This window comes from Pseudomonas sp. NFACC25 (assembly GCF_900100935.1).
GTDB classification, from domain to species: Bacteria; Pseudomonadota; Gammaproteobacteria; order Pseudomonadales; family Pseudomonadaceae; genus Aquipseudomonas; species Aquipseudomonas marginalis.
In genome coordinates this window covers 39,208-57,611 of the sequence record NZ_FMUC01000016.1, presented here as the reverse complement: position 1 = coordinate 57,611, position 18,404 = coordinate 39,208, and the positions used below count along the sequence as shown (strand labels likewise).

General features: G+C 64.1%; 15 protein-coding genes. 5 read left to right on the top strand and 10 right to left on the bottom strand.

Annotated features, from left to right (window positions below):
- Window positions 1-158 precede the first annotated feature (158 nt).
- A complete protein-coding gene (locus tag BLQ09_RS26540) occupies window positions 159-758 on the bottom strand; it encodes a helix-turn-helix domain-containing protein (protein WP_027603577.1) in 600 nt (199 codons plus the stop codon).
- Between the two features lie 282 nt (window positions 759-1,040).
- Here BLQ09_RS26540 and glnT point away from each other — a divergent pair, with 282 nt between their 5' ends.
- The 5 genes from glnT to BLQ09_RS26515 all read left to right on the top strand — a co-directional run bounded on the left by glnT (window position 1,041) and on the right by BLQ09_RS26515 (window position 6,833).
- The gene (glnT, locus tag BLQ09_RS26535; RefSeq protein WP_027603578.1) at window positions 1,041-2,375 is read left to right on the top strand and encodes a type III glutamate--ammonia ligase; all 1,335 of its coding nucleotides are present in this window, start codon (window positions 1,041-1,043) and stop codon (window positions 2,373-2,375) included.
- A 22-nt stretch (window positions 2,376-2,397) separates the two neighbouring features.
- Window positions 2,398-3,303 (top strand): class II glutamine amidotransferase, encoded by a 906-nt coding sequence (locus BLQ09_RS26530; RefSeq protein WP_065925860.1) that lies wholly within the window; start codon window positions 2,398-2,400, stop codon window positions 3,301-3,303.
- Between the two features lie 11 nt (window positions 3,304-3,314).
- Window positions 3,315-3,989 (top strand): GltB/FmdC/FwdC-like GXGXG domain-containing protein, encoded by a 675-nt coding sequence (locus BLQ09_RS26525; protein WP_027603580.1) that lies wholly within the window; start codon window positions 3,315-3,317, stop codon window positions 3,987-3,989.
- A 14-nt stretch (window positions 3,990-4,003) separates the two neighbouring features.
- Complete coding sequence (locus tag BLQ09_RS26520; RefSeq protein WP_027603581.1) at window positions 4,004-5,326, top strand: FMN-binding glutamate synthase family protein; 1,323 nt, start codon at window positions 4,004-4,006, stop codon at window positions 5,324-5,326.
- Between the two features lie 181 nt (window positions 5,327-5,507).
- Complete coding sequence (locus tag BLQ09_RS26515) at window positions 5,508-6,833, top strand: ammonium transporter (protein WP_092359102.1); 1,326 nt, start codon at window positions 5,508-5,510, stop codon at window positions 6,831-6,833.
- A 554-nt stretch (window positions 6,834-7,387) separates the two neighbouring features.
- On the opposite strand, the gene folD is transcribed toward BLQ09_RS26515, so the two are convergent.
- The 9 genes from folD to BLQ09_RS26470 all read right to left on the bottom strand — a co-directional run bounded on the left by folD (window position 7,388) and on the right by BLQ09_RS26470 (window position 18,309).
- Complete coding sequence (gene folD / locus BLQ09_RS26510; protein WP_256569228.1) at window positions 7,388-8,323, bottom strand: bifunctional methylenetetrahydrofolate dehydrogenase/methenyltetrahydrofolate cyclohydrolase FolD; 936 nt, start codon at window positions 8,321-8,323, stop codon at window positions 7,388-7,390.
- A gap of 73 nt (window positions 8,324-8,396) precedes the next feature.
- Window positions 8,397-10,076 (bottom strand): APC family permease, encoded by a 1,680-nt coding sequence (locus tag BLQ09_RS26505; RefSeq protein ID WP_092359098.1) that lies wholly within the window; start codon window positions 10,074-10,076, stop codon window positions 8,397-8,399.
- A 74-nt stretch (window positions 10,077-10,150) separates the two neighbouring features.
- Window positions 10,151-12,460, bottom strand: coding sequence for a trimethylamine N-oxide demethylase (locus BLQ09_RS26500; RefSeq protein ID WP_092359170.1), 2,310 nt, complete (start codon window positions 12,458-12,460; stop codon window positions 10,151-10,153).
- 2 nt (window positions 12,461-12,462) lie between these two features.
- Entirely contained in the window at window positions 12,463-13,830 is a 1,368-nt protein-coding gene (locus BLQ09_RS26495; protein WP_092359096.1) for an NAD(P)-binding domain-containing protein, read from the bottom strand.
- 20 nt (window positions 13,831-13,850) lie between these two features.
- Window positions 13,851-14,717, bottom strand: coding sequence for a formyltetrahydrofolate deformylase (purU, locus tag BLQ09_RS26490; RefSeq protein WP_027603587.1), 867 nt, complete (start codon window positions 14,715-14,717; stop codon window positions 13,851-13,853).
- 30 nt (window positions 14,718-14,747) lie between these two features.
- A complete protein-coding gene (locus BLQ09_RS26485; protein ID WP_027603588.1) occupies window positions 14,748-15,878 on the bottom strand; it encodes an aminomethyl transferase family protein in 1,131 nt (376 codons plus the stop codon).
- A 30-nt stretch (window positions 15,879-15,908) separates the two neighbouring features.
- Window positions 15,909-16,925 carry a heme-dependent oxidative N-demethylase family protein gene (locus BLQ09_RS26480; RefSeq protein ID WP_027603589.1) on the bottom strand — a complete coding sequence of 339 codons (1,017 nt, stop codon included), beginning with the start codon at window positions 16,923-16,925 and terminating at the stop codon, window positions 15,909-15,911.
- 11 nt (window positions 16,926-16,936) lie between these two features.
- Complete coding sequence (locus BLQ09_RS26475) at window positions 16,937-17,866, bottom strand: PDR/VanB family oxidoreductase (protein ID WP_027603590.1); 930 nt, start codon at window positions 17,864-17,866, stop codon at window positions 16,937-16,939.
- Complete coding sequence (locus BLQ09_RS26470) at window positions 17,863-18,309, bottom strand: dimethylamine monooxygenase subunit DmmA family protein (protein ID WP_027603591.1); 447 nt, start codon at window positions 18,307-18,309, stop codon at window positions 17,863-17,865. The genes BLQ09_RS26475 and BLQ09_RS26470 overlap by 4 nt, the downstream gene beginning before the upstream one ends.
- Window positions 18,310-18,404 lie beyond the last annotated feature (95 nt).

Here is an 18,404-nt window from a genome sequence, read left to right as displayed (position 1 = left end):
CACAGGCCCAACGGCATCGAACGCTGTTAAAAATGTGGGAGGGGGCTTGCCCCCGATGAGGGGGGGGCAGTGAAAGATGCATTCACTGACACTCCCTCATCGGGGGCAAGCCCCCTCCCACAATTGGATCTCTGTGCTTCAGGTGTATCGAGTCCGGATTACTCTTTGTCGTTGCCGTAATTCATGATCGACAGCAGGCGAATCGGCACCCGCACCAACTCTTCCGGCCCATGGGGAATCTCGCCTTCAAACGTCAAGCTGTCCCCGGCCTCCATCCGATACAGCTGGTTGCCATGCCGGTAAATCAACTCCCCCTCCAGCAAATGCAGAAACTCCGTCCCTGGATGGGCAAAGGTCGGGAACTCCTCGCTGGCGTCATCCATGCTGACCATGTACGCCTCGAAGCTCTTCTTCGGACCGCGCGTGTGGTTGAGCAGGTGATAGGTATGCCCCTTCTCCGTCCCACGGCGCACCACTTCCATGCCCTGGTCGGCCTTGACCAGCAAGGCGCTGCCATCCTGCTGGTCGTATTCGCTGAATAACTTCGACAGCGGCAGCCCGAGCACATCGCACAGGCGGCTCAAGGTATCGAGGCTGGTGGAGACCTGGGCGTTCTCGATCTTGCTCAACATGCCCTGGCTGATATCGGCAATCTTCGCCACGTCGGACAGCTTCAGGTCCTGGGCCTGGCGCTGGCGTTTGATCTGCAGCCCCAGGTATTGCTCGAGCTTGAGGCGCGGGGCGGTTTCGGTGGACATGATCATCGGCTCCTGCACGGTTTCCGTTCAGTAATATTATTTTCGCACTGGGAAAGTGCAAGGTCTGGCGCTTGAAGGCCACCCCGCTGTGCGTATTCCTGCGGGGAAAAGAATTTTCCCATATATACAGCACAAAAGCGCAGCTCCACCCACTTCGATGTGTCGATCGCGATTCTGGCAAGGGTATTGCATTCCTGTAGGGAAACTAACTTTCTTTTTAGGAATAAAAAGACAGCCTAGGCCCACCCACACGGTTTTGCCTTTCGCGAGGAGTGACACGCAATGTTGCCAGCAGAAACCCAGCGCATCATCGACAAGCACGGGATCAAATACGTGCTTGCGCAGTTTGTGGATATACACGGTGCGGCCAAGACCAAGTCGGTGCCCATCTGCGGGCTCAAGACCGTGGCCGAAGAGGGCGCGGGGTTTGCCGGGTTTGCCATCAGCGGCATGGGCATGGAACCCCATGGCCCGGACTTCATGGCGCGCGGCGATCTGTCGACCTTGACCCCGGTACCCTGGCAGCCGGGTTATGGGCGCGTGGTGTGCGTCGGGCATGTCGACGGCAAGCCCCATCCCTACGACAGCCGCTACGTGCTGCAGCAACAAGTGCAGCGCCTGCAGGACAAGGGCTGGACGCTGAACACCGGCCTGGAGCCCGAGTTCAACCTGATGCGCCGCGACGAGCAGGGCAAGCTGCAACTGGTGGACCCCAGCGACAACCTCGACAAGCCTTGCTACGACTACAAGGGCCTGTCGCGTTCGCGGGTGTTCCTCGAGCGCCTGACCGAAGCCTTGCAGGCGGTGGATTTCGAGGTCTATCAAATCGACCACGAGGACGCCAACGGCCAGTTCGAGATCAATTACACCTACAGCGATGCCTTGACCTCCGCCGACCGCTTCACCTTCTTCCGCATGGCCGCCGGCGAGATCGCCAATGACCTGGGCATGATCTGCTCCTTCATGCCCAAGCCCGACCCGAAACGCGCCGGCAACGGCATGCACTTTCACCTGTCGATCAGCAGCGCCGAGAACAAAAACCTGTTCCATGACGCCAGCGACCCGAGCGGCATGGGCCTGTCGACACTCGCCTATCACTTCGCCGCCGGCTTGCTCGCCCATGGCCCGGCGCTGTGTGCGTTCGCCGCGCCCACGGTCAACTCCTACAAGCGCCTGGTGGTCGGCAACTCGTTGTCCGGCGCCACCTGGGCGCCGGCCTTTATTGCGTTTGGCGCCAACAACCGCTCGGCCATGGTCCGCGTGCCGTATGGCCGCCTGGAGTTCCGCCTGCCGGATGCCGGCTGCAACCCCTACCTGGTCAGCGCTGCGATCATCGCCGCGGGCCTGGACGGTATCGATCGCCAGCTGGAAATCGACCACGTCTGCAACGAAAACCTCTACAGCCTGAGCCTCGAGCAGATCGCCGAGCGCGGCATCAAGACCCTGCCGCAATCCCTCAAGGAAGCCTGCGACGCGCTGGAAGCCGACGCGCTGTTCGCCGAAATGCTCGGCCCGCAGATCGTGGGCGAGTTCATCAAGCTCAAGCGCATGGAGTGGGTGGAGTACAGCCGCCATGTGAGCGACTGGGAAATCCAGCGCTATACCGAATTTTTCTGACACCGTGTGACGGAGACTTGTTATGTGTGGAATCGTAGGCCTGTACCTGAAGAATCCGCAGCTGGAACCCCAGCTCGGCCAGCTGTTTGAACCCATGCTGCAAGCCATGACCGACCGTGGCCCGGACAGCGCCGGTTTCGCCATCTACGGCGATGAAGTCGCCGATGGCTGGGTCAAGCTGACCCTGCAAGCCACCACCGAAGCCTTCGACTGGAAAGGCTTGATGGGCGAGCTGGAAGGGCGCCTCGGCTGTTCCCTGGACTGGTTCCAGAACGCCAGCGCCGCCGTATTGAAGATCCACGCCGACGAAACCCCGGTGCGCCTGGCCCTGGCCGAACTGGCGCCGAGCGTGCGCATCATGAGCGCCGGGCAGAGCATCGAGATCCTCAAGGGCATGGGCCTGCCCCAGGAAATTTCCCAACGCTTCGGCCTGGCAAACATGCAGGGCAGCCACATCATCGGCCACACGCGCATGGCCACCGAAAGCGCGGTGACCATGGAAGGCAGCCACCCGTTCTCCACCGGCGCCGACCTGTGCCTGGTGCACAACGGCTCGCTGTCCAACCACTTCCGCCTGCGCCAGGAACTCAAGCGCGAAGGCATCCACTTCGAAACCGACAACGACACTGAAGTCGCCGCCGGCTACCTGACCTGGCGCCTGCAACAGGGCGATTCGCTCAAAGAGGCGCTGGACCACTCCCTGGAAGACCTCGACGGCTTCTTCACCTTCGCCATCGGCACGCGCAACGGCTTTGCGGTGATCCGCGACCCGATTGCGTGCAAGCCGGCGATCTTGGCCGAGACCGACGACTACGTCGCCATGGCCTCCGAGTACCAGGCGCTGTCGAGCCTGCCGGGCATCGAGAACGCGCGGATCTGGGAGCCGGCACCGGCCACGTTGTACATCTGGGAACGCCCGTCAGCTTAAGGAGCGCACACATGAAAACCATCGATCTTTCCACCGCCACCGTGCGTGACCTCAACCAGGCGCTGCACGCCCAGGCCATCGACAACGAGTGGCGCGTGACCCATTCCAACGGCAAGCACAACCTCGCGGTGGGGGTGAACCAGGCCGTGTCCATCGATATCGAGGGCCACGCCGGCTACTACTGCGCGGGCATGAACCAGCAGGCCTCGATCACCGTGCACGGCAATGTCGGCGTGGGCTGCGCCGAGAACATGATGTCCGGCTCGGTGCGCGTCAAAGGCAGCGCGTCCCAGGCCGCCGGGGCCACGGCCCATGGCGGTTTGCTGGTGATTGAGGGCGATGCGGGCGCGCGTTGCGGGATTTCCATGAAGGGCATCGACATCGTCGTCGGCGGCAGCATTGGCCATATGAGCTGCTTCATGGGCCAGGCCGGGCGCCTGGTGGTGTGCGGCGACGCCGGCGATGCGCTGGGGGATTCGCTCTACGAAACCCATATCTACGTGAAAGGCACGGTGGAGTCCCTGGGCTCGGACTGCGTCGAAAAAGAAATGCGCAGCGAGCACCTGCAAGAGTTGCAGGAACTGCTCGACCGCGCCGGCTTCGCCCACCAGGCGGCGGATTTCAAGCGCTACGGCTCGGCCCGTCAACTCTACAACTTCAAAGTCGATAACGCCTCCGCGTACTGATCAGGAGCTTCACCATGACTGAACAAACCCCTCCGGTCCTGCGCGAGTCGGCCACCTTCGACCGCCTGACCATCCAGGAAATCCAGCGTGCCGCCGAAACCGGCATCTACGACATTCGCGGTGGCGGCACCAAGCGCAAGCTGCCGCACTTCGATGACTTGCTGCTGCTCGGCGCCAGCGTGTCGCGCTATCCGCTGGAAGGCTATCGCGAGAAGTGCGGCACCGATGTGATCCTCGGCAACCGCTTCGCCAAGAAGCCGATCCACCTGAAGATCCCGGTGACCATCGCCGGCATGAGCTTCGGTGCGTTGTCGGCCAACGCCAAGGAAGCCCTGGGCCGTGGCGCGACCATCGCCGGCACCAGCACCACCACCGGTGACGGTGGCATGACCCCGGAAGAGCGCGGCCAGTCCCAGCACCTGGTGTATCAGTATCTGCCATCACGCTACGGCATGAACCCGGATGATTTGCGCAAGGCCGACGCCATCGAGATCGTCCTCGGCCAGGGCGCCAAGCCCGGCGGCGGCGGCATGTTGCTCGGCATGAAAGTCACCGAGCGTGTGGCCGGCATGCGCACCTTGCCCATCGGCGTGGACCAGCGCAGCGCCTGCCGCCACCCGGACTGGACCGGCCCTGATGACCTGGCGATCAAGATTGCCGAGCTGCGCGAAATCACCGATTGGGAAAAACCGATCTACGTGAAGATCGGCGCGAGCCGGCCGTATTACGACGTGAAGCTGGCGGTCAAGGCCGGTGCCGATGTGATCGTGCTTGACGGTATGCAAGGCGGTACTGCCGCGACCCAGGAAGTGTTTATCGAGCATGTGGGCATCCCGATTTTGTCGGCCATCCCGCAAGCGGTACAGGCTTTGCAAGAGATGGGCATGCACCGCAAGGTCCAGTTGATCGTGTCGGGCGGGATCCGCAACGGTGCCGATGTGGCCAAGGCCATGGCGATGGGCGCGGATGCGGTCGCCATCGGCACGGCGGCGCTGATTGCCCTGGGCGACAACCACCCACGGCTGGACGCGGAACTGAAAAAGATCGGCTCGGCCGCCGGCTTCTACGACGACTGGCAGAACGGCCGCGACCCGGCCGGCATCACCACCCAGGACCCGGAGCTGTCCAAGCGCCTCGACCCGGTGGAAGGCGGGCGGCGGTTGGCCAACTACCTGCGGGTGATGGTGCTGGAAGCGCAGACCATGGCCCGTGCGTGCGGCAAATCGCACCTGCACAACCTCGACCCCGAGGACCTGGTGGCGCTGACGGTGGAATCGGCCGCCATGGCGCGGGTGCCGCTGGCAGGAACCAGCTGGGTGCCGGGTTCCGGTTACTAGCGGGCCCCTGTAGTGAGCGGGCTTGCCCCGCGCCGGGTGGCGAAGCCACCCCAATAAAGCCGCCGCATTCATTGAGGTAGAAATGCGGCGATTGGTTTACGGGCGGCTTCGCCACCCAGCGCGGGGCAAGCCCGCTCACTACACCCAGGTACTTCCCATTTCTTTTGCAGGAGCTTTGAACATGGTCAATCGTCTTCTCGGCAAATCCCTCTTCGGTTTATTAGTGGCCGGTGCCTTTGCACCCTTGGCGTACGCCGCTGATGCACCCATCTTGAACACCGGCAGCACCGCCTGGATGGTCACCGCCGCCGTGCTGGTGCTGTTCATGTGCTTGCCGGGGCTTGCGTTGTTCTACGGTGGCCTGGTCCGTGCGAAAAACATGCTCTCGTTGTTCACCCAGTGCTTCGGCATCGCTGGCCTGGTGGGCGTGCTGTGGGTGATCTACGGCTACAGCATGGTGGTCGACACCACCGGCATGGTCGAAGGGCAGGTGACCTTCAACAGTTTTGTCGGTGGCCTGAGCCGCGCCTTCCTGGCGGGCATGACCCCGGAGAGCCTGGTGGGGGATATTCCGGAAGGGGTGTTCGTGACCTTCCAGATGACCTTCGCCATCATCACCCCGGCCCTGATCGCCGGCGCCTTTGCCGAACGCATGAAATTCTCGGCGGCGCTGCTGTTCATGGCCATCTGGTTCACCCTGGTCTATGCCCCGGTGGCGCATATGGTCTGGGGCGGTTCGGGAGCCTTGATGCATAACTGGGGCGTGCTCGACTTTGCCGGCGGCACCGCCGTGCACATCAATGCCGGTGTGGCTGCGCTCGCTGCGTGCCTGATCCTCGGCAAGCGCAAGGGCTACCAGAACACGCCGATGCCGGCGCATAACCTCAGCCTGACCATGGCCGGTGCGGCGATGCTCTGGGTCGGCTGGTTCGGCTTCAATATCGGCTCCGGTGGCGGCCTCAGCGGCACCTCGGGCATCGTCATGCTCAACACTCAGTTGGGCGCCTGCGCCGGGATCCTGGGCTGGATGTTCACCGAGTGGTTCAAGGTCGGCAAGCCCAGTGCCCTCGGCCTGGCCAGCGGCGCGTTGGCCGGCCTGGTGGGGATCACCCCGGCGTGTGCCTATGTGGGCGTCGGCGGTGCGTTGGCCATTGGTTTGCTGTGCGGGGTGTTCTGCTACTTGAGCGTGACGGTGTTGAAGCGCCGTTTCGGCTACGACGACAGCCTTGACGTGTTCGGCCTGCACGGCATTGGCGGGATGATTGGCGCGGTGTTGACCGGGGTGTTCTGTGTACCGTCCATGGGGGGCCTGGTGGAAGGTGTGACCATGGGCGGGCAGGTGGTTGCCCAGCTCAAGGGGGTGCTGCTGACTACGGTGTACTGCTTTGTGATCAGTTGGATCATCCTCAAGGGGGTCAATGTCCTGGTCGGCTTGCGTGCCCATGAGTCGGTGGAGGAGATGGGGTTGGACCTGGCCGAGCATAATGAGCGGGCCTACAACCACTGATCATTCCCCCTGAGTAAACGCAGCTCAAAATGTGGGAGGGGCGGTGCGACGATTCGACTTGCCCCGTGGCGGCTCGGGAGCCGACGACTCTCTAACGGGTGCCCCGGGACTGAAATGTGGGAGGGGGCTTGCCCCCGATGGCGGCCTGACAGCCGACCAGGATGTTGGATCGGATCGAGTACATATCCGTTGCTGCGGTAAAGGCGGCTATTGGTTCCGCCCTTACGGCGGCTCACTTTGGAAAAGCCCCAAAGTAAGCAAAGGGCTCTTGCCCCACCACTCGGCACCTCGCCCAGGCTCGGTGTGCCCGTAATCCGACAGTGATGTGGGGGGCCGCCGCCACGCGCCATCCATGGCGCGGGGCGGCTAAACCGGCATCCCTGCCGGTTTACCCCCCACATCACTATCGGATTCCGGCCAGCGTGGTTAACGGGGCGCCTGAGATCAAGATCAAGATCTACAGCAAGAGCAAGAGCAAGAGCAAGAGCAAGAGCGGCTCGCTTCGCATCGTGGTTACCGTTGTGGATACCTATGCGCCGACAGCGGTCTGCCAGTCAGCTGGGTTGTAGCTGAGCCACGGCCATCGGGGGCAAGTCCCCTCCCGCATTTGCTTTGCTGCGTTGCAGCTGGCTCGCCACCAGGGTGTTCTTCAGCAGGTAGGCAATCGTCATCGGCCCCACACCGCCGGGCACCGGCGTGATCGCGCTGGCTACGGTGCGTGCGCTGGCATAGTCCACATCCCCCACCAACCGTGTGCCGGTCTCGGTGGTGATGCGGTTGATCCCCACATCAATGACCACTGCGCCGGGCTTGAGCCAACTGGCATCGATCAACTGCGGCCGGCCTACGGCGGCGACGACGATGTCGGCCAAACGGCACAACGCCGGTGCATCGACGCTGCGCGAGTGCACCACGCTGACCGAGCAGTTGGCCTGCAGCAGCAGGGTTGCCATGGGTTTGCCGACAATGTTCGAACGACCGATCACCACCGCGTGCAAGCCGCTCAAGTCGCCGCAGGTTTCGTGCAGCAGGCGCATGCAGCCGCTGGGCGTGCAGGGCGTGAGCACTTCGATGCCTTGCACCAGGCCGCCGACGTTTTCGCGGTGGAAGCCATCCACGTCCTTGATCGGGTCGATCGCGTGGATCACCGCCGCCTCGTCGATATGCGCCGGCAGCGGCAACTGCACCAGGATGCCGTTGACCGTCGCATCGGTATTCAGCTGGGCAAGCAGGTCGAGCACCTGCGTCTGGCTGGCATCCTCCGGCAGCCGGTATTCCAGGGAGCGAATCCCGACTTCCTTGGCCCGCAGCAGCTTATTACGCACGTAGACGTGGCTGGCCGGGTCATCGCCCACCAGCAATACCGCCAGGGCCGGGTAGATTTGCTGCGAGGCTAGCAGCAGGACCTCTTCGCGAACCTCGTCGAGCACCTGGGCAGAGATGGCCTTGCCGTCGATATCGCGGGCAGGCGTGGGGAGAGAGCTGGTCAAAAGCGTCACCGTTGTCTGGGGAAATAAGGCGCTGAGGGATAAGAATCCCTCAGCCATAGGCAGGCCGGAAGGCTCAGGCTACCAGTTGATGGCAGGCATACACCACCAGCACACCGGCGACCAGCGTGGCATAGGGCAGCCAGCCGGCGCGGCGCTGGCCGTCATCGGCCTGGATATACAGGTCGGTGAGCATGGCGGCGGGGAAGCGGCCCTTGTCCTGTACATAGTGGCGGTAGCAGAACACCGGCAGGATCAGCAGCGCCAACAGCAGGCCGGTGACCAGCGTGCCTGCGCCCCAGATGTCCGCGCCCAGGCCCATGCAGGCCAGGTTGACGAAGCTCAGCACGGCGCCAGCCGCCAGCAGCACGGTGGGGGCTTTGTACGGACGCACCCAGTCGGGGCGGTCCAGGCGGTGGATCCAGCCGGCATTGAGGTTGAGGAAGTTGAAGATGATGTAGCTGACGTTGGACGCCGCAAGTACGAACACGTAGTCCGACATCAGCAACAGCAGCAGGTTGAACGACAGGTCGGTCCACATTGCCGCTGTCGGCGCGCCATGTTCGTTGGTGCGCCCCAGGTACTTGGGCAGCCAGCCATCCACCGAGGCCTGGTACAGGGTGCGCGACGAACCGGACATCGAGGTCATGATCGCCAGCAACGTCGCCAGCACCAGCATGATCAATACGATATTGGCCACCACCTTGCCGCCGCCGATGCTGTCGGCCAACACCTGGCCAACGCCCATGCCGCTGTAGATCGCGGGCGAGAGCAGGCCGCTGTACACCGCGGGCGTCACGATTGCGCCACTGGCGTCGAGCACCGCCGGCGTCACCAGTTGGCCCAGCCCGAGGCTGCCTTGAAATGCCAGCGGCACCAGGGTGAACACCAGGATGCACAGCAGGCCGGCGTAGAAGATCGCCTTGAAGGTGTCGCGCTTGGGGTCCTTGAACTCACGGGTGTAGCACACCGCCGTTTCAAAGCCGTAGGTGGACCACGCCGCCATGAACAGCCCACCGGCCATCAGTGACCAGCCGGACATATCCCACGGCCCATCGATGACTTGCCCGGCCGCGTCATGGGCCAGGGGGTACAGCGGCAGGAAGTTGGCCTGGGCCGCATCCCCGGTGAACAACGGCACCACGCCCACCAGCAGCAGCGGAATCAACGAGGTGACGCCGAGCACCAGGGTCAGGCGCGCCGACCGCAGGATGCCGCCGTGCTGCACGGCAAACACCGTGAGCAAAATCAACAAACCAATGGCGAACGTCGCGTTGATGCGCAACGACAGGCCGCTCTTGACCCAGCCCAGGTCCAGCAGGGTCAGTTGCCAGGTGTTGATCAACGCATCGGCGGGAAACAGCGCCGTGAGGATATACCCCGCCGCCAGCCCCGAACCGATGGACAGCACCGGCGACCAGGCCAGCCAGTTGCACCACACCGACACCGGTGCGATCAGCTTGCTGTAGCGCACCCAGGCCACCGCGCCGTACACCGAGGCGCCGCCGGATTTGTGCGGGAACAGCCCGGCGATCTCGGCATAGGTGAAGGCCTGGATAAACCCGAACAGGATCGACACGATCCACACGATCCATGCCGGTTTGCCCACCGTGGCGGCAATCGCACCGATGGAGAACAACACCAGCGCGGGCACGCCACTGGCGACCCAGAAGGCCCCGCGCCAGTCGATCTTGCGGTGCAGGCTGCCCACCGAGCCGGCAGCCTGCGGTACAGCCTCGAACGTCGTCGCTTCCATCTTCGTATTCCCATGTCTGAATAGCGGTTAGGTTGGGGCAGTCAAAATGGGGTGGCACACACGTTTCGGGACGATCAGCTACGCACCCGGCTTTTGTCCGGGTCGTAGAAAATCGCTGCGCTGACCGTGGCGCTGATGCGCTTCTGCAGGCCATCGACTTTGCCAATCTCAAGTTCAGTGCCGGGCTCGGCGCAGCTCACGTCGACCCGGCACAGTGCGATATTGCTGGCCAGCAGCGGTGAGCGGCAGGCACTGGTGATCACCCCGACCTGGGCCCGGCCCTGGTACACCGGGTCGCCATGGTGGGCGGCCTCGTTGCCGCTCAGGTGCAGGCCAACGAGCTTGTGGCTGGGATGGGCACTGCGCCGCAGCAGGGCGTCACGCCCGATAAAGTCGTCGGTCTTGCTCTTGAGCGGCACGCTGAAACCGATACCGGCCTCGAACGGATCGGTCTGATCGCTGAACTCGTAGCCGGCGAAAATCAGCCCGGCTTCGATGCGCAGCAGGTCCAGGGCTTCCAGGCCCAGGGGCACCAGGCCCAAGGGTTGGCCGAGTTGCCAGATGCGGTCCCAGACCCGTTCGGCGTCTTCGGGCTGGCACCACACCTCAAAGCCCAGTTCGCCGGTGTAGCCGGTGCGCGAAATCATCAACGGGCAGCCGTCGAAACCGTCCAATCGACCGACCAGGAAGCGAAACCAGCCGAGGGTCTCCACACTCGGTTGTGTGGGCGGGGTCCAGACCATCTGCTTGAGCAGCTCGCGACTCAGCGGCCCCTGCACCGCCAGGTTGTGAATCTGCTCGCTGGCGGACTTGACCCACACCTTCATGCCCAGTTTCTGTGCCTGCTCGCGCAACCACACGCCGGCGTAGTCTTCGCCGCAGATCCAGCGGAAGTTGTCCGGGCCCAGGCGCAGCAGGGTACCGTCGTCGAGCATGCCGCCGTGGGCGTGGCACATCGCCGAATACACCACCTGGCCCACCGCCAGGCGCCGTATGTCGCGGGTCAGGCAGTACTGCAACAGGGCTTCGGCGTCGGGGCCGATGATTTCGAATTTGCGCAGGGCAGTCAGGTCCATCACCGCCACCCGTTCGCGGCAACCGAGGTATTCCTCGGTGACGCCGTAACCGTCGTAGCGCAGCGGCAGCCACCAATTGCGGTAGTCGGTGAAGCTGCCGGTGAGGGCGCGGGTACGTGAGTGAAACGCGGACTCACGGGTGAGGATCGGGTCGGCATCCGCCGTGGTTCGAGTGCTCATGGCGATGGAAAAACGCTCCTTCTCGCTGTAGATGCGGACATGGATGTCGGTCGGGTTCCAGCCATTGGCCGGGTCAATGTCATCCGGGCACGAGGTACTGCCACACAGCAGGTCGGTCATGGCCCGCAGCAGCACGTAATCGCCGGGCCGTGACCAGGGTTCATCCAGGGTCATCTGCTGGTGCGCATCGATACCGGTGTTGAAGAAGAAATTGATCGCCGGCCAGCCGTTGCGCGCCTGCACGCCATGGGGGGCGAGGACGCGGCTGAGGTTGTCGCTGCAGTTGTCGTGCCCGAAATAGCCATGGGTTTCGTAGTAGCGCGCCGCGCAGGCCAGGGCGAATGAATCGTGGCGCCCGACGGTGTCTTGCACCACCTCCAGCATCGGTTGCATATGGCGGTCGAAAAACTTCGAGAACAGCCCCGGTGCCGGGTAGGCGCTGCCGTTCAGGGTGCGCGTGACGGTCTGGTCCAGGTCCAGCTCGACGCCGCGATCCAGGGCGCGCCGGTCGAGGGCGACGAAGTCCGAACACTGGCGGCCCGCGACGTCCAGCACCTGGATGTACTGCCCTTTGGCGACGGTGTAGCCGTGGGCGGTGCCCGCGCGCAGGGTGAATTCGTCGAGTACTTCGCCCAACGGCTCGGGCAGAGCCGGCAGCAGCAGCGGCGACGGATTGGCCCGCGTCACTATCAGACGCAGCTCGCTGGGCCGGTATTGTCGGTCGACGGCGGTGGCCTCGGCGGGTGCGGCGACGATCACCAGCAGCGCGTCCTCGGCGACAAACTGTCGGCTGTGGCCGGGCGGGCTGTCGGCGTCCCACAGCGAGGCCGCCAGCGGCAAGGCCTGTGCATCGATGCCGCGCCGCTGGAGCGCCTGGCCGATACGCCCAGGCACGCTGCACGCCGTTGACCCGCTCAGGCCCCAGCTCGCCAGGGCGCTGCGGCCACCGGTGTCGAGGGCCAGCAGTGCGCAGGTTTGCCGGCCTTCGACGTCGATCACTTGCAGGCCGTCGCCGGGCTGCAAGTCGACCAGGGTCACGCCGCCGGCGGCCACGCGGTAGCGTTCCAGGTTCGGCGCGCGGGCAAACAGCCCGGGTTCGCGGGGATGGGAAACACGCGGTGCATTCATCATCAGCCGACCGACTTGATGGGTGTCGCGGGCTCGCCCAGGTACGCCGCCATCGAGTCATCCAGGGCCTGCAACCACGGCGTGTGGTGCGGCGGCGACTGGGTGCCGGTCATCAGCGAGCGATAGGACTTGTCGCGATAGCCCATGATGTTTTCCGCCTTGTCGTGCTTCCAGTGCAGGAAGGTTTCGTTGACGGCGGCGATGTCGAAATTCGGGTAGTCGGTGGCGTCCACCAGTTGCTGGATATAGGCGCCCTGGTACTCGAACATCTGCTGGTTGGTTTCCAGGGCCTGTTCCCGTGCGTGCCACGCTTGGCTGTCGGCGACCATGTCGGCGTGGCCGGGCAACTGAATGCGCCCGAGGATCACGTCGCGGGCATACCAGGCCTGGGCGTCGAACATGTTGAAGGAGTACCACTGGTCCTGCATGCCGAGGTAGACCAGGCGGGGGTTGGGTTCCCAGAACACGCCCTTGTAGAGGTTCATCGGCCACAGGCGGTTGTCGGTCTTGAGGCTCAGTGCATCGGGCAGGAACGGGAAGTGGTGCTTGTAGCCGGTGCACAGGATCACCGCGTCGATGTGCTTGCTGCTGCCATCGACAAAGTACGCGCGGTTGTTTTCCAGGCGCTGGAGCAGCGGTTTTTCTTCCCAGTTATCCGGCCAGGCATAGCCCATGGGCGCGCTGCGGTAGCAACTGGTGATGCTGCGCGCGCCGTATTTGTAGCATTGCGAGCCGATGTCCTCGGCCGAATAGCTGCTGCCGACGATCAGCAGGTCCTTGTCCTTGAACTCCAGCGCCTCGCGGAAATCGTGGGCATGCAGGATGCGCCCGGCGAACTGTTCGAAGCCTTCGAAGTACGGCACCTTGGGCGTGGAGAAGTGGCCGCAGGCGTTGATCACGTAGTCGAATGTTTCGCAGGTCAAGGTGTCGCTGGTGTAGTCGTGGGCGTAGAGGGTGAAGCGCTGGCTCTGTTCGTCGAAGGTGACTTGGCGCACCACATTGTTGAAGCGGATGTAGTCGCGCACGCCGGCCTTTTCCACGCGGCCCTTGATGTAGTCCCACAGCACTTCACGCGGCGGGTAGGAACCGATGGGTCGGCCGAAATGCTCTTCGAAGGTGTAGTCGGCGAACTCCAGGCATTCCTTGGGGCCGTTGGACCACAGGTAGCGGTACATGCTGCCGTGCACCGGCTCGCCGTTCTCGTCGAGGCCGGTGCGCCAGGTGTAGTTCCACATGCCGCCCCAGTCCTGCTGTTTTTCAAAGCACACCAGCTCAGGGATGGCGGCGCCTTTGTCACGGGCCGACTGGAACGCGCGAAGTTGCGCCAGGCCGCATGGGCCGGCGCCGATGATTGCAACACGTAGGGTCATGAGCGTGCCTCCTGAAGGTTTCAGCGAAAGATCACTGTCTTGTCCTGGTTGATGAACACCCGGTGTTCCAGGTGGTATTTCAGGGCTTTGGAAAGGGCCACGGTTTCGGTGTCACGGCCGATAGCGACCAGCGAGTCGGGCAGGTGGGTATGATCGACGCGCTGGATTTCCTGCTCGATGATCGGGCCCTCATCCAGGTCGCTGGTGACGTAGTGGGCGGTGGCGCCGATCAGCTTGACGCCACGGTCATAGGCCTGGTGGTAGGGCTTGGCGCCCTTGAACCCTGGGAGGAACGAGTGGTGGATATTGATCGCCCGGCCCGACAGTTGCTGGCACAGGCCGTCGGACAGGATCTGCATGTAGCGCGCGAGCACCACCAGGTCGGTCTGGGTGTCTTCGACGATGCGCATCAGCTCGGCTTCCTGGCCGGCCTTGGTGTCCTGGGTGATCGGCAGGTAGATGAAGCGGATGCCTTCGCGTTCGGCCATCGCCCGCAGGTCCAGGTGGTTGGAGACCACGGCGGTGATGTGCATGTCCATCTCGCCCTTGCGGTGGCGGTAGAGCAGGTCGGTGAGGCAGTGGTCGAACTTGCTGACCATCAGCAGTACGCGGGTCGGTTGGCGCGAGCTGAACAACTGCCAGTGCATGTCGAAGCCACCGGCCAGGTCGCCGAGGCCTTTGCGCAGGGCGCCGACGTCGCCGCTCACGCCGGTGTTGAAACGGAACACCGCGCGCATGAAAAACTGCCCGGTGAACTCATCGTCGAACTGCGCCAGCTCGCTGATGTAGCACTGCTGTTGGGCCAGGCACGCGCTGATCGCGGCGACAATCCCGGACGCCGCCGGGCAGGTGATCTTGAGGATGTAATGTTCGCGGGAGGCGTCCATCGAAGGCTCCTGAATTGCGTGAAGGAAGGCTCAGCCCTTGGCCGTGCGCTTGGTTTTTTGCGGGTCGTCGAAGGGCAGGGCGTGGGTGCTGGCGCTGGCCTCGAGGCTGCCGCGAACCTGCAAGGCAATACCGGGTTCGGAACAGGCGACGCTCATGCGCGCGATGGCCATCGAGCGTTTGCTCAGGCGCGAATACATGCCGCAGGTGATCACGCCGACTTGCTGGTTGCCCTGCCACACGGTGTCGCCGGCCTCGGCGGCGCGGACGCCCTCAAGCAGCACGCCGGTGATCTTGAAGCGCTCCTGGCCGCGCAGGCGCAGGTGTTCTTCGGCGCCACGGAAGGCGTTCTTGCCAGGTGAAACAGTGAAGTCCAGGCCCATTTCCCAGAGGGTGTCGCCGGCCTTCTGGTCGGCGAAGGGGTACATCTGCGAGTTGTCGTAGGGGAAAAACATCAGCGAGCTTTCCACCCGCAACCAGTCCAGGGCGGTGAAGGCGCAGGGAATGATCCCCAGGCTCGCGCCTTGTTCGAGGATGCTGTCCCACAGGAACGGCGCATCGGCGGCCTTGCAGAAAATCTCATAGCCACGTTCGCCGGTGTAGCCGGTGCGCGAGATCATCACCGGGCGGTCGAACAGGCGGGTTTGCAGGTGGTGGAAGTACGCCAGCTGGCGGATGCCGGGCACGTGTTCGGCGAGGAAATCCACCGCCAGCGGACCTTGCAGCGACAGGTCGTGCAGGTCGTCATCGAACAGCACCGCCACTTGCCGGCCCTGGGCCGAGCGCACGAGCATTTCATGCCCGGTGCCGGCGCCATGCACCACCATGAACGCGTTGGGGCCGGTGCGGTAGACGATGCAGTCATCGACGAACTTGCCGTCCTCATCGAGCATCGAGGCATACACCGATTTGCCGGGGTAGAGCTTGGCGATGTCGCGGGTGGTGGCCCACTGCAACAGGCTCTCGGCGTGGGGCCCCACGTAATGGACTTTTTTCAGGCCGGATACGTCCATCAGGCCGGCGCGGGTGCGGATCGCCTGGTGGTGGTCGGCGAGGTCACTGCTGTAGGTCCAGGCAGTGCCCATGCCGTTCCAGTCTTCGAGGTGGGAGCCGAGGGCGCGGTGCCGGTCGGCCAATGCAGAAATACGCCATGAGTGGGTCATGTGAGGTTCCTTGTCGTAGAAGAAGGGGCGTCAGGCCTGTGGGTCGAACTGGCTCAGCCACTCGACCAGCGTATGGCGGTAGCGGGTCATGCCCTTGTAGTCGGCGATGGGGTCGGGCAGGTCGCGCAGCACGCGGTGCAGGCGACAGCCCCAGCCGGGTTGTGTGACCAGATCGTCCAGGCTGATCAGGTAGGTGCGGATGCTGAACATCACCGCGTGGCTGCGCGGCAGGCGCGCCATCACTTGCAGCTCGACCCGCAGGTGCACCTGCTGGCCGACATTCTGCGCAGTGATCCGGCCGCGATCGGCGCCCCACTCATGGAAGGTTTCCGGCGACGAATCCAGGCGCGGGTTGATGGTCAGGGTCCAGTTCAAGCGCCGTACCGGCTGGCCGACCTGCAGGTTGAGCAGGTACTTCAGCGCCCGTTCGAACACGCCCATCTGATGGGCCATGGGCACCGGTGCGTGCCATTGCTTGAAACTCATGCCGGCGTCGAACGCCAGCGACCAGTCGGCCGGGCTGGTGACCAGGCCGGCGTCCATGTACAGGTCGCCGTCGCGCTGGTCGAGCAGGGCGAAATCCCCCTGCACCTGGCGGCCGATGTACTCCAGCGGCGCGCAGGGCAGGCTGCTGGCATCGCCGAAGATGAAGGCCTGGTCGATGTCCAGCAGGTGGTTGCGCCACTGCCAGCGCTCGCCGTTTTGCGTCAGGCTGAACGCCTGCGGGTAGTCGGCGGCCAGGTGCTCCATGATCATCTGCAGCGCATCCCAGGCCGCCACTTGCATGTGGGGCATCACCAGGTAGCGGCGCGGGTCCTTGTCCAGCACCAGGGCGCGCTCGGCCATTTCCGAGCGGTAGTGCTCGTCGATGTCGAAGGCGTGCTCATAGATCGAGCCGGGGTCGCGGGAGATGGCCGGTTCGATGTTTACCGAGTACAGGTAGCTGTCCTCGATAAAGGGAAAGGGGAAACGCCGGATCGCTGCCGGGCTGTTGCGAAAGCTGAAATCGTCGCGATAGCTCAGCACGGGGCTCGTTTGCAGGGGCATGGCACTCACTCCTATAGGTCCAGCGAAACGCAGGGGCCGCTGCCGCGCGAGACGCAGGGCATCAGAAAGTCGGCCTGCTCGGCCGGGCTGAGGAAGCTGTCGCGGTGTTCGATGGCGCCGCCCTGGTGGCGTGTGATGCACTGGCCGCAGACCCCGCCACGGCACAGGTTGGGCACCTGTAGTCCGGCGTGTTCCAGGGCTTCGAGCAGGCTTTGCTCGGCCTCGACCCGCAGGCGCCGGCCGCTGCGCAGCAGCTGCAGGTCGAATGGCTGGCCGGGTTGTGCGCCCTTGAAGGCTTCCGAATGCACACGTCTGCTCGGCCAACCGAGGCGTGCAGCGTGTTGCTCAACCGCCTCGAGCAAGGGCTGCGGACCGCAGGTGTAGACGTGGCTGCCCAGCGGCCGGTTGCCGAGGATTGGGTTAAGGTCCGGGCGCCGGTCGTAGGTGTGCAGGCGCGGGCCGAGACGCTGTTGCAGCTCGTCGAGATAGGCGTCGCTGAGGCCCCGGCGGAACAGGTAATGCAGTTCGAAGTCGGCCTGCTGTTGTTCCATCGCGGCGATATAGGCCATGAACGGCGTGATCCCGATCCCGGCGGCGATGAGGATATGCAGGCGCGCGGTGCCATGGGGTGCGAACAGATTGGCCGGTGGTGAAATCTGCAAGGTGTCGCCGACCTGCACCTGCCTGTGCAGGTACTGCGAGCCACCGCGCGAGGCGTCTTGCAGGCGCACGGCGATGCGGTAGTGCTGGGGCTGCGCCGGGTCGCTGGTGAGTGAATAGGCGTTGCGCACCGTGCCTTCGGCCAGCGGCAGGTGCACCTGCACATGGCTGCCGGGCGAGAAGCCGGGCAGGCTGCCCGTGGCGGGCGTCAGGGTGAATTCGCGCACCACCGGCGTGAGCATGCGTGCGGCGCTGACCTGGACCTTGAGGGCCGCGCTCATGGCTGGAACCCCGCGTAGGGCTGGTCGGGGTTGATGCACACGCCGAGATACGCCCCCAGGCGCCGGGAAAAATGCGTGCGGACCTCCAGCCCGACGTGGCAGCCGATGCAGTTCAACAGCGGCTCCGGCCCGGCCGCCTGGGTCAGGCCGCAGTGTGCGCAATACACCTGGCGCAGGCCGGGTGTGGTGCAGGTCATGTCGATCTCGTCGTCTTCCAGGCCAGCGGCGCGGGCCTCGCCGTGCACACGCCAGATAAAGGCTTCGTCGCCCAGCAGGTAGAGCCGGCAGCCCACGGTGGCGCTGGCCAGCGCCTGTTGCAGGCGTCGCGCAAAGTCGGGGTGTTCGCCGTTCAACAGCACGGGCATGTGCAGTTCGCTGATGAACCCTGCGCTGGCGGCGGCTGATTGCATCACCACGATGGGGCGGCTGCGGGTGTGGGTCATGGGGGCTCTCCACGGTGAGTTTTGTTTCCTGTTGGGAGAGATACTTTCCTATGGGGAAAATCTTCTCAATCTGGAAAAAGGGCTATGCCTTTGGA